At 61.8% G+C, this 12,101-nt stretch carries 11 protein-coding genes; 3 read left to right on the forward strand and 8 right to left on the reverse strand.

The window, feature by feature from the left end; translation table 11 throughout:
* Positions 1 to 56: 56 nt before the first annotated feature.
* Together ACODSZ_RS08280 and ACODSZ_RS08285 are read right to left on the reverse strand one after the other, a co-directional pair.
* Positions 57 to 869: an oxidoreductase gene (locus ACODSZ_RS08280; protein ID WP_175344257.1), complete on the reverse strand. Its 813-nt coding sequence runs from the start codon at positions 867 to 869 to the stop codon at positions 57 to 59.
* An 87-nt stretch (positions 870 to 956) separates the two neighbouring features.
* Positions 957 to 1,742 (reverse strand): SDR family NAD(P)-dependent oxidoreductase, encoded by a 786-nt coding sequence (locus ACODSZ_RS08285; protein ID WP_488927385.1) that lies wholly within the window; start codon positions 1,740 to 1,742, stop codon positions 957 to 959.
* Positions 1,743 to 1,948: 206 nt separating this feature from the next.
* Between ACODSZ_RS08285 and ACODSZ_RS08290 the strand changes: the two genes are divergently transcribed.
* A complete protein-coding gene (locus ACODSZ_RS08290; protein ID WP_175344255.1) occupies positions 1,949 to 2,548 on the forward strand; it encodes a TetR/AcrR family transcriptional regulator in 600 nt (199 codons plus the stop codon).
* A gap of 166 nt (positions 2,549 to 2,714) precedes the next feature.
* On the opposite strand, the gene ACODSZ_RS08295 is transcribed toward ACODSZ_RS08290, so the two are convergent.
* Positions 2,715 to 3,917 carry an ammonium transporter gene (locus ACODSZ_RS08295; protein ID WP_008325388.1) on the reverse strand — a complete coding sequence of 401 codons (1,203 nt, stop codon included), beginning with the start codon at positions 3,915 to 3,917 and terminating at the stop codon, positions 2,715 to 2,717.
* A 337-nt stretch (positions 3,918 to 4,254) separates the two neighbouring features.
* On the reverse strand, positions 4,255 to 5,199 hold the full coding sequence (locus ACODSZ_RS08300; RefSeq protein ID WP_175344254.1) for an AraC family transcriptional regulator: 945 nt from the start codon (positions 5,197 to 5,199) through the stop codon (positions 4,255 to 4,257).
* 162 nt (positions 5,200 to 5,361) lie between these two features.
* On the opposite strand from ACODSZ_RS08300, the gene ACODSZ_RS08305 reads away from it, so the two are divergent.
* Positions 5,362 to 6,204: an oxidoreductase gene (locus ACODSZ_RS08305; RefSeq protein ID WP_488927461.1), complete on the forward strand. Its 843-nt coding sequence runs from the start codon at positions 5,362 to 5,364 to the stop codon at positions 6,202 to 6,204.
* Between the two features lie 180 nt (positions 6,205 to 6,384).
* A complete protein-coding gene (locus ACODSZ_RS08310) occupies positions 6,385 to 8,004 on the forward strand; it encodes an alkaline phosphatase D family protein (protein ID WP_488927386.1) in 1,620 nt (539 codons plus the stop codon).
* 45 nt (positions 8,005 to 8,049) lie between these two features.
* On the opposite strand, the gene ACODSZ_RS08315 is transcribed toward ACODSZ_RS08310, so the two are convergent.
* The 4 genes from ACODSZ_RS08315 to ACODSZ_RS08330 form a co-directional block, all read right to left on the reverse strand.
* A complete protein-coding gene (locus ACODSZ_RS08315) occupies positions 8,050 to 8,847 on the reverse strand; it encodes an IclR family transcriptional regulator (protein ID WP_175344251.1) in 798 nt (265 codons plus the stop codon).
* 172 nt (positions 8,848 to 9,019) lie between these two features.
* Entirely contained in the window at positions 9,020 to 9,745 is a 726-nt protein-coding gene (locus ACODSZ_RS08320) for an SDR family NAD(P)-dependent oxidoreductase (RefSeq protein WP_175344250.1), read from the reverse strand.
* 95 nt (positions 9,746 to 9,840) lie between these two features.
* Positions 9,841 to 11,130, reverse strand: coding sequence for an MFS transporter (locus ACODSZ_RS08325; RefSeq protein WP_488927387.1), 1,290 nt, complete (start codon positions 11,128 to 11,130; stop codon positions 9,841 to 9,843).
* A gap of 228 nt (positions 11,131 to 11,358) precedes the next feature.
* Complete coding sequence (locus tag ACODSZ_RS08330; protein WP_175344248.1) at positions 11,359 to 12,093, reverse strand: SDR family NAD(P)-dependent oxidoreductase; 735 nt, start codon at positions 12,091 to 12,093, stop codon at positions 11,359 to 11,361.
* Positions 12,094 to 12,101: the final 8 nt, after the last annotated feature.

Below are 12,101 nucleotides of genomic sequence, written 5' to 3' on the forward strand. Positions count from 1 at the left end.
TGAAGGGCAGACCACAGCACTGTTTCGGTCGCGATGGATCCAGCGTGGGCGGTGAATCACCCCAGACCAAATTGCTTGTGAAGAATTTTGTCCAGGAAAGCCCGAGGCAAGAATCGCCTTGCAAAAGCGCCCTGACGTGCCACTTTCCCAGAGGGATAGCGGAGCGATGGAGACCCTGCCCCAGCAGCCTGGATGATGGTTTCTGCCACGCTCTCCGCGCTATCGGCTGCAGCCATCGCGGTGTTGTAGGCGACAAGGTATCGTTGACGGCTGCGGTCGTAGGCCGGGTGGGGGCGGTCGGGTGGGGTAACGCTCGTGTCGAAGGAGGTCCGTGTCACGCCGGGTTCGATAACCAGCACACGTACTCCGAATTCACGAACCTCGTGATCAAGAGATTCGGAGTAACCCTCGATGGCATGCTTGGTTGCGGAGTAATGCGCATTGTAGGGAGCGGGAATAATCCCCAGTCCCGAGCCAACATTCAATATACGACCGCTGCCTTGCTTGCGCATCGTCGGAAGTACTGCATTGGTCACTCTGATGAGCCCGAAGACGTTCGTCTCATACAGCATTCTTACCTGATCAAGGGAGCTTTCCTCCGCCGCTGCCGGTCCGAGGCCAAATCCCGCGTTATTGACCAGTACGTCGATGCGGCCTTCCTGGCGGAGCACTTCATCAATGGCGTTTTTCACTGACTCGTCATCCGTGACATCCATGCGCAAGAAAGGGAACGCCCCCTGGCTGGCCTGCTTGCCACGCCTGCTTGTTCCGTAAACGCGATAGCCGAGTGCCGCGAACCGCTCAGCGGTGGCCTCGCCTATCCCTGATGACGCACCGGTAACAAGTGCAATGCGGTTTTGCTTCGACATCCCGGACTCCTGTTCATTTATTGCTGCTCGTTGTTTGCACTCGCCCGTGAAAGGGGAGTGCGTGACAGAGCGGTTATAGGCGGATACTTACTTGAGTTGATAGCGTTGTGCGGCATGCGCTTGCCGGATATCTCCCAGCAGAGATAGACGAGCTTGCTCCAACGCTTCCCATCGTTCGGCGACATGAAGTGGCGGGATCGTGACCAGTTCGCGGCGATCAAATCCGATCAGCGCGGCATCGACCAGTTCGCCGACATCCATGACCTCAGGCAGCGTGTTGACATCGATTCCTGCACGCTCCCAGATTTCCGTGCGCGTCGCCGCAGGCAGAACCGCTTGAACGTAGACGCCCTTGGGAGAAAGCTCCAGGTGCAGTCCCTGGGACAGAAACAGGACAAAGGCCTTGGTGGCGCCATAGATCGCGGTTCCGAACTCGGGAGCGAAACCCACGACGGAGCCAATATTGACGATAGCGCCTCTCGCGGACCCGGCAAAACGGCCCGCCACTGCGGCCGCAAGGCGGGTGGGCGCCGTCGTATTGAGTGCAATCAGGCGATCAATGCCTTGCGCCGTCTGCTCAACAAACCGGCCTGACTGAGCAATTCCGGCATTGTTGACAAGCACTTCGATGTCGGAGTCCTCGCGCAAGCGGGTTTCGAGTCCGACCAGGTCGGTCGGGTTCGTCAAATCAGCGGGCAAGACTTCGACGGCCACGCCGGTGTCATCGTGCAAGCTGGCTGCCAATTTGTTGAGACGTTCATGATCCCGTGCTACCAGCACCAGTGCATGACCTCGCCGGGCCAAACGTTGGGCATAGGTGGCACCGATGCCGCTGGAGGCTCCGGTGATAAGGGCTGTCGGTAACTTGCTCATGGCGGGTTTCCTTGTTCGCTGGCGATTGCGTTGTTTAAATTCCCCACTCCCCCGGCGCCCTGATCGCGTGGAGCAGGGGGCAAAGAGTCGAGGCAGGTAGAGATGCAATGATGATGATCATAATCATTGATGTCAATACTTTGATTATAGTCATAATCAAAATGTGGTAGGATTCTCACTGCTGAACATTTCACGATGAGATATCCATGAAGGTTACAAAGGCCCAGGTACAGGCAAACCGTGCGCGCGTTGTTGAAACTGCGTCTCTGTTGTTTCGTGAGCACGGCTATGATGGGGTCGGCATTGCCGATTTGATGTCCGCCGCGGGTCTTACTCATGGCGGGTTCTACAAGCACTTCGCCTCCAAATCCGACCTCATTGCAGAATCGGCGGCTTGTGGTCTCGCACAGACTGCAGAGCAATCCGTGGGCATCGAGATTGCTGAGCTGGTAAGGCACTATCTCTCTCGCGCCCATCGGGACAACCGGACGAATGGATGCACGATCGCTGCGCTAGGCGGGGACGCTGCGCGCCAGCCCGAGGCTGTTCGAGCCAGCTTTGCAGCAGGTATCGAAAAGATGCTGGCAACGCTAAGCAAGCTCAGCGCAGAATCGGATTCGTTCGAGGGGAGAGAGGAGAGGGCTCAAAACCTGAGCATCTTGGCGTGTGCGGTCGGTGCACTCGTCATGTCGCGCGCATGTCCGGATGATCTCCCTCTGGCAGACGAAATCCTGTCGGTTGTCCGGGACCGGCTCATGGCCACATTGAATGCAGCTGAAACGAATCAGGATTTCCAGTCTTCATAGAACTCTTGTGCATTTGATCGTCAAATGCACGAGTTCGCAGAAGTGCAAGTGCAGGCGGGAAATTGTTTGGCTTGATTCTTTTGTGTTGGCGTTTTCGCGTCGCAATCAATGCGTCCGTCAGCGTTTGCCGCAATCAACGGACTTCATCTGCATTGCCTCACCGGACTTACCAGCTGGTCTCCCTTTCAGCGGTCGAAGAAATCTTGTGAATGGCCAGATCCGCGCCTTCAAATTCCTGTTCCGGATCAAGACGAATCCCCACCATTTTCTTCAGCAAGCCATATACGATCCAGCCTCCTGCCGCCGCAATGGCAATGCCCATGAGGCTGCCGATGAGCTGCGACATGAACGACACACCGCCCCTTCCGCCCAGGGCCTGCAAGCCGAAGATGCCGGCTGCGAGTCCGCCCCACAGTCCGCACAGCCCGTGCAGCGGCCATACGCCCAGCACATCGTCGATCTTCCACTTGTTCTGCGTGCGGGTGAACATCCATACGAAAATCGCGCCTGCAATGCCACCCGTGACCAGCGCGCCCAGCGGGTGCATCAGGTCCGAGCCAGCGCATACCGCTACCAGTCCGGCCAGTGGACCGTTGTAGGCAAAACCGGGATCGTTGCGTCCCATCATCAGGGCCACCAGCGTCCCCCCGGCCATGGCCATGAGCGAATTCATCGCGACCAGGCCATTCATCTTGTCCAGCGTCTGCGCGCTCATCACGTTGAAGCCGAACCAGCCCACCGTCAGAATCCATGCGCCCAGGGCCAGGAAGGGTATGTTGGAGGGGGGATGCGCCGCCACCGCACCTTCCTTGCTGTAACGGCCACGCCGCGCACCCAGCAGCAGCACCGCAGGCAGGGCGATCCAGCCGCCTACGGCGTGGACCACGATGGAACCGGCGAAGTCATGGAACTGCGCACCGAAGGTCGCCGCCAGCCAGGCTTGCACACCCAGGTGCTGGTTCCAGGCAATGCCCTCGAAGAAGGGATAGACCACACCCACCAGCACGGCCGTGGCCACCAGCTGCGGATTGAACTTGGAACGCTCGGCAATGCCGCCCGAGATGATGGCCGGAATGGCCGCCGCAAAGGTCAGCAGGAAAAAGAACTTCACCAGCTCGAAACCACTGCGCTGGGCCAGCGTCTCGGCTCCCGCAAAGAAGCTCACGCCATAGGCCACGTAGTAGCCGATGAAGAAATAGACGATGGTCGAGACCGCAAAGTCCGCCAGGATCTTCACCAGAGCATTGACCTGGTTCTTCTTGCGTACCGTCCCCAGCTCAAGGAAGGCAAAGCCGGCGTGCATGGCCAGAATCATGATCGCCCCCAGCAGGATGAAGAGGGCGTCTGCGCCGTTTTTGTGATCGTCCACCAGAAAATCTCCCAAAAAGTGTGCAAGAAAATGCTTGAAAGCCAGGACTAAAGCAATTTCCGTTCCATTTTGGTGAAAAATTCGCAGTTCCTTGATTTGAAACGACTTTTCTGGTGCATCAGGATCTTGTCAGTGAACGTTGCGCACGAACTTCGTGCGTTGCGGGCATGCTCCAGGTTGATGAGCTGCATTTTGGTGCGCGAGTCCCATGGTCTTCGCCTTCCCGGCGCGCGGGGAATTCCGATCAAAGTGCGCCGCTTCGTCGACTATCTCGCCGAGGACTTCGGCAGTCATCCTCCGTGGGAGCCGCAGGAAACGCCGCGTACCTAGGGCCCGCCTAGTGCGATGATACGAACAGCGCAGCAGGATCCGGCGCGGGAAGCGCGTAGGCGGTCTTCATTCTGGTGACCTCCTGCACGGGCGTCATGCCGAACAATCGCTTGAATTCACGGCTGAACTGGGATGCGCTTTCGTAGCCCACGGTGGCGCTGGCTGCGGCTACCGTCAGGCCGTTGCGCAACATCAGCAGACGCGCCTGATGCAGACGCGTGGACTTGAGATACTGCATGGGCGAGGTGGCGGTGACCGCCTTGAAATGCGCATGAAAGGATGGCGGACTCATCCCGGCTTCTTGCGCCAGCTGTTCCACGTCCAGCTTGTCCGCGTAGGCGGCATGGATCTTCCGGATGGCGCGAGCTACCTTTGCGTACTGTCCGTCATTGCGCAATGCGGCTCGCATGGAGGCGCCCTGTTCGCCGCTGAGTACCCGCAGGTAGATTTCCTTGACCAGGGAGCGGCCCAGTATGCGGGCCTCCATCGGAATGCACATGGCCTCCAGCAGGCGCAGGACGGAGGCCGACATCCTCTCGTCCATCCGGGTAGCGAACATGGTTTGCGGACTGGCGCGCACATCGGTCTGGTCCATCTGCAAGAGCACTTCGGCCAGCAGCTGGAAGTCCAGCCGGAAGTAGATCGCCAGCAGTGGCGCCTTCGCGCTGGCATCGGTTTGCATCGTGAATGGCACCGGCACGGAGACGGCCAGATAGTGGCGGGCATCATAGAGATAGGTCTTCCCGCCCAGGTAGCCGCGCTTTCTTCCCTGCACGACCACGACGATGCCCGGCTCGTAGAGCACCGGTGTTTCACGCAGGCGGCGATTGGAACGCAGCAGGCGCACATCCGGCAGCAGCGAGAGGTTGTAGCCCTCTTCAGGCGCGAGCTGCATGAGCAGGTCCACCATGCGCTGGTGCACACCCGAGGTCAAAGCTTGAGATGTCTTCATGCGTCCCGTCATCGTCAATTGATAGGTTTAGGCAAACATTGAATGCCAACCGACATGGTGCAGTCAAGTGCACCTGCCTATCATTGAAGCCGTCGCCTTCCCGGGTGATGAACCGGTTTGGTTCGTCAGGAGGGCGGTTTCACGGGAGATGTGGCGATGGTCATGCAGAAGTCCGACAAATTGAATTTTCTGATTACGGGTGTCAGCTCAGGTTTTGGACGTGCGCTGTCCCATGCGGCCTTGCAGGCGGGACATACAGTAATAGGCACAGTGCGCAACGAGGAGGCGCGAGCGGTCTTCGAGCACCTCGCACCGGGGCGGGCGACGGCAGTGGTGCTCGATGTCACCGATTTTCCTTCCATTGACAGTGTCATCGGCAGCGCGACCGAGCGCCTTGGTCCTGTCGACGTCCTGGTCAACAACGCCGGCTACGGTCATGAAGGGGCACTGGAAGAGTCTTCGCTGGAGCAGATGCGGCATCAGTTCGACGTCAATGTCTTCGGTGCCGTCGCCATGATCAAGGCCGTGCTGCCGGCCATGCGGACGCGGCGACGCGGCCATGTCATCAACATCACCTCCATGGGTGGATTCATTACCATGCCGGGCATCGCCTACTACTGTGGCAGCAAGTTTGCTCTGGAAGGCATTTCAGAGACCCTGGCCAAGGAAGTGGCTGACTTCGGCATCAAGGTCACGGCGGTAGCGCCAGGCTCGTTCCGCACCGACTGGGCAGGCCGCTCCATGGTCCGTTCGCCGCGCAGCCTCTCCGACTATGACGCAGTGATCGATCCGATCCGCGCTGCGCGTCAGGCCAAGAGCGGTCACCAGCTCGGCGATCCGGCGAAGGCGGCGCAGGTAATCCTGGCCTTGGCCGGCGATGTCAACGCCCCGGAGCATCTCCTGCTGGGCAGCGATGCAGTCAGGCTGGTGCGGGAAAAGCTGACGAAGATGAGTCAGGAGATCGACGCATGGGAACAGGTCTCCGTCTCCACCGACTTTCCGTAAATGCCCTTGCGTGACGGGTCCACCGAAGAACATCACTGCGCGGAGGGGGCGTATATTTTCGAGCGACTGACTGCATTTCAGCTGCGGTCAGGATTGGTCATCATGGTTTCATTGGACGGTCATATTGGATTGCTAGATTGCAGCTCCCCCCGTGTATCCCTCACCTTCACAGGAGCCGCCATGCCAGACCAATACCCGCCAGCCGACCACAGCCGTCGCCGCTTCCTGCGCGACAGCGCACTGACCACGGTGGCCGCCGCCACCACCTTGAGCGCCCCGGCCGCCTTTTCCGCCGCACCGGCCATCATCACCTCCGAACGCCTGCGCCCGCAATTGCCCGGCGGCGTCATGAGCGGTGATGTGACGCGTGACAGCGCCATGCTCTGGGCGCGTACCGATCGCAGTGCGCGCATGCTGGTCGAGTATTCCACCCGCGAGAACTTCAGCAATCCCGTGCGCATCGTCGGCCCTACCGCGCTGGCACGCGAGGACTACACTGCGCGCGTGGACCTGCGTGGCCTGCCGGCCGGAGAACGCGTCTACTATCGCGTGCGCTTCCAGGACCTGCAGCATGAATCGGCCCTGAGCGAAACGCTGACCGGCAGCCTCATGCTGCCTGCCTCTGCACAGGGCCAGGCGCGCGACATCACCTTCGCCTTCTCGGGCGACGAAGCCGGGCAGGGCTGGGGCATCAATGAGCAGTGGGGCGGTTATCGTGTTTATGAAAGCATGCGCCGCTTCCGTCCGGATTTCTTCATCCACTCGGGCGACCAGATCTATGCCGATGGCCCCATCCAGGCCGAAGTGAAGCTGGAGGACGGAACGCTGTGGCGCAACGTGGTGACCGAAGCCAAGTCCAGGGTCGCGCAGACGCTGGACGACTATCGCGGCAACTTCGCCTACAACATGCTGGACGCCAACAAGCGCCGCTTCGCCGCCGAGGTGCCCTTCCTGGTGCAGTGGGATGACCACGAGGTGCGCAACAACTGGTATCCCGGCCAGGTGATCGGTGCGGCCGAAAAGCGCTACGACGAACGCAACATCGACGTGCTGGCGGCCCGCGCGCGCCAGGCCATGTTCGAACACAATCCCTTCCGCATCGACAGCGCCGATCCCTTCCGCATCTATCGCGCCTTCAACCACGGTCCGCTGCTGGAGGTGTTCATGCTGGACGAGCGCAGCTATCGCGGCCGCAATACTCCCAACCGCCAGAAGGGCGGCCACGACGCCGACTTCCTCGGCCCCGGGCAGATGCGCTGGATCAAGCAGGCGCTGCTGCGTTCGCGCTCGACCTGGAAGCTCATCGCCAGCGACATGCCGCTCTCCATCGTGGTCCCCGATCTGAATGCCGATGTCCCCAAGGGGACTTTCGAGGCCTGGGCCAATGCCGACCATGGCAAGCCCTCCGGACGCGAGCTGGAGGTGGCCGAACTGCTGCGCTTCATCAAGCAGCATGACATCAAGAACGTGGTATGGGTGACAGCGGATGTGCATTACGCCTCGGCCACGCACTACGCACCGGAGCGCGCCCAGTTCACCGACTTCAAACCGTTCTGGGAATTCGTCGGCGGCCCGATCAATGCAGGTACCTTCGGACCAGGCGAGATCGATCGCACCTTCGGTCCGGACGTGCGCTTCGTCAGCGTCCCGGCTGACATGAAGCAGAACCGCTCACCGGTTGAACTGTTGCAGTTCTTCGGGATCGGCAAGATCGATGCGAGGAGCAAGACCCTGACAGTCACCCTCCACAACACTGAAGGCAAGGAAATCTACAAGGTGGAATTGCCGCCCGAGGCTTGATCGCCTGCGGGTAGTGCAGAGAGTGAGGGCGGAAGCGGACCGGATTCAGCCCGGTCCGGCAAGCCTGCGCGAGATGTTCGCGCAGGCTTGCAGCAGCGGCATCACATAGGCTTGCTGCGCATCGGCCAGGCGGCGATACAGCGGAATGCTCACGCTCACGCAGGCCACCGGTACGCCATCAGCACCGATGATGGCCGCGCCATAACAAAAAATTTGGGCTTCGTTCTCTTCGCGATCTTCGGCATAGCCGCGCGTGCGGGTCTCGTCGACATCGGCACGCAGGGCCTCCAGCGTGGTGTGCGTGTTGGCCGTGAAGGCTTGCAGATGCAGCGCGCGCATCAGGCGCTCGCGCTGCGCTTGTTCCAGTGCGGCCAGGTAGGCTTTGCCCACTGAACTCGAATACAAGGTTACGCGCGTACCGATGCGCGAATCCATGCGCACGGCTTGCGGGCTTTCCAGTTTCTCGATGTAGACCATGCTGTGGTCGCTGGGCACGGCCAGATGCACGGTCTCGCGGGTGATGTCGCGCAGCTGGCGCAACGGCTCGATGGCCGTGGTGCGGATGTCGCTGCGGTCCCAGGCGCGGCTGGCCAGATGGATCAGGCGCGGCCCGACTTCATATTGCTTGCTGCGCGGGTTCTCCACCACCATGCCCTCGGCCATGAGCGCGCCGAGGATGCGATAGACCGTGGGGCGCGGATAGCCCGACAGCGCAGCCAGCTGCGCGATGGAGAGCGGCGCTTCCTGGTCGGCGATGAGCTGCAGCACCGCCATGAACTTGGAGAAGGCGGCCGTGCCTGCAATCTTGTTGGCGTCGTCGGGTTGTTGGTCTTGGTCGGGCATGAGCGGTGCAGGAAACGGTACGGGGATCGGACCAGAAAACGGACCACATGGCGGTACGGAATGGGTTACCGGATTCGGGCCAGATTATAGCCGAGCCCGTTTGCAAAAAATCCCGCGCCGTCTGGAGCCGGCGCGGGCAAATGGCATTGCACGTGAAACGATTGCGGTGGTGTCAGGCCACCAGATAGCCGCCATCGACCGGCACGATGGCACCGGTCATGAAGGAGGCCGCCGGTGAACACAGGAAAGCAACCACCTGACCGATGTCTTCCGGCTTGCCCCAGCGGCCCAGCGGTGTGCGCGCCAGGATTGGCCCGGCGCGTACGGGGTCGTCCTGCAGGGCTTGCGTGAGCGGGGTGGCGATCCAGCCCGGCGCCACCGCATTGACGCGGATGCCGTCGGCCGCATAGGCGATGGCCAGCGACTTGGTCAGCTGCGCCACGCCGCCCTTGCTGGCGCTGTAGCCCGGCACCAGCCCGCCGCCGAAGAAGCTGAGCATGGAGGCAGTATTGACGATGCAGCCCCCGGACTGCTTGAGCAGTTCGCGGCTGGCAGCACAGACGCGCATGGTGCCGGTGAGGTTGACCGCGATGACCTGCTCGAAGACCTCGGTCTCCAGCTCTTCCCCGCGCTTGATGATGCCGGCGCAGTTGACCACGATATCGAGTTGCGTGAGGCCGGCGAGCACCGCGCGCACGCTGTCTTCGCTGGCCACGTTCATCTCCGCCAGGGTGATGCCGCTGCCCTCGAATGGCTCATGCGCCAAGGGCGGCAGGCCGGCAGCAATGACGCGTGCACCCAGTGCGGCGAGCTGGCATGCGACGGCCGCGCCTATGCCTTGGGTGCCGCCGGTGACGAGGGCGGTCTTGCCCCGGAGCAGGTCGGGAATGAAGCTCATGAAGGTTCCTTCTTGTGAGTGGCAGGAGACTGGCTGGATGCCGCTACCAACGGGCGGCGGCATCGGGTCAGGCTACTGACGAGTGAAGTTTTGCCTCAGGCGGCGTGTGCGTCGATCGGCTTGTCCACCACGAACATGTAGACCAGCGCGGCGGCAAAGGCCACGGCGGCACTGATCAGGAGGGCATTGACGAAGGAGTGGGTCTGGTCCACCACCACGCCCGTGATGACCGGTGCCAGCGAGCCGCCGAGATAGCCGCCGAAGTTCTGCATGCTGCCCAGCGAAGCCACCAGGCGCCGCGGAATGGCCACCGAGACCAGCGCCCAGGCGCCACCGGAAGCCATGTTCACGAAGGCCATGGCCAGCGAGATGTAGACGATGGCCATGGTGGTGCTGGGCGTATAGGCGGCCGGAATGGTGAAGGCGCCGGCACCGATCAAGCCCGCGCAGATCGGCCACTTGCGGCTGCGGATGGCAGGCATGCCGCGCTTCATCAGGCCATCGGCAATGTAGCCCGAGGAGAGCATGCCGAGCGTGCCGAAGATGTAGGGAATCACCACCACCCAGCCGGTGCGCGCGATGGAGAGATGGCGTTCATGTTCCAGGTAGGCGGGCAGCCAGGTGAGGTACAGCCACACCATGTAGATCACGCCCATGAAGCCGAACAGCATGCCCCAGGTGGTGCGATAGGTGAAGAGGCTCTTCCATTCTGACCAGCTCAGTTTGGCATTGGCGTTGGGCTCGTTGTCATGGTCGTCGGCCAGGTACAGCACCTCGGAAGGCGTGAGCTGGACTTCGTTGCGATTCCGGTAAAACAGGTACCAGCCCACCGACACCGCGATACCCATCACGCCCATGATGACGAACATCATGCGCCAGCCGAAGGAGAGCATCAGGATCGTGAGGATGGGCGGCGCCAGCGCCGGACCGATGGTGGAGGAGGCCACGAAAATGCCGGTCGGCCCGCCGCGCTCGCGCATGGCAAACCATTCCGAGACCACCTTGGCACCGGCCGGGAATTGCGGCGCCTCACCCAGGCCGAGGAACACCCGCGCCACCAGGAACTGCTGCAGGCTGCTCACGAAGCCGCCCGCCAGCTGTGCCACCGACCACACGAACATGCCCGCCCCCAGCATCACGCGCGCGCCGAACTTGTCGAGCATGGCGCCGATGGGCAATTGCGAGAAGGCATAGGCCAGCGAGAAGGCCGACAGCAGCAGGCCCATCTGCGAGGCCGACAGATTGAGTTCCTGGCTCACCGAGTGATTGGCGATGGAGAGCGTGCTGCGGTCGAGGTAGTTGACGATGCCTGCCAGCATCAGGAAGCTCAGTGCGACTACCTGTATGCGTTTGAGCCGGGGGCTCTTTTCCTTTTGGACTTCCATGGGTTACGTCTCCAGTGTGAATGATGTGCTGCCATTGGCGTGCTTCGTACCGGCTGCGTCTGTCGCGCAGCTACATGGCCGAAGCGTCATGCAAGGATGCGGTCTTGAGGACGGTGTGGAGTCCGTCCCCGCGTGTTGCTCTTCCGGCGCTGCCTGGGCTGCTTGTGCCTGCCCAGGCATGCGATCCTTGCTTGCCCGGATGATTCTGGTGGCCGAGCGGCAAGCCGCTCAGTAAGTTGCGCGCCCGCCCGAAAGATCGAACACGGCACCGGTGTTGAAGCTGCAGGACCCGGAGCACAGCCATGCGCACATGTCGGCGACCTCATCGACCGTGCCCAGGCGACGCATGGGGCTCTTGGCGATCATGGTCTGCACATGCTCCGGCGACATCTGCTCCAGCAGTGCGGTCTTCACGGCGGCCGGTGCAATGGCGTTGACCAGCACGCCGGTCTCGGCCAGCTCCTTGCCCAAGGACTTGGTCAGCGCCAGGACGCCTGCCTTGGCGGCGCTGTAGGCCGAGGCATTGGGCGTGCCTTCCTTGCCGGCCAGCGAGGCGATGTTGACGATGCGTCCGCGCCCGGCTGCGCGCATGGCCGGCGTCACACTGCGGCAGGCATGGAAGACGCCCAGCAGGTTGACCTGCACGATGCGATGCCATTGGGTAACGTCGTACTCGTCCAGCGGCACGGTAGGGCCGGCGTAACCGGCGTTGTTGATGAGGAAATCGATGCGCCCGGTGTCGGCCAGCAGTCGCTGTGCGGCCTGCATGACCGCAGCGGCATCGGTGATGTCGAGGATTTCTTGCCGATAGGGCGAGGCAGCATCGTGCTGCTGGTCCCAGACGACGACCTGCGCGCCCCCCGCGGCCAGACGTGCGCCGATGGCCGCGCCGATGCCGCCATGGCCGCCGGTGACTACGGCCACGCAGTCGCCAAAGTCATGGGAGGCGCGGGAATAAGTCATTTCGTGCA

This window comes from Herbaspirillum sp. FG34, from assembly GCF_057809315.1.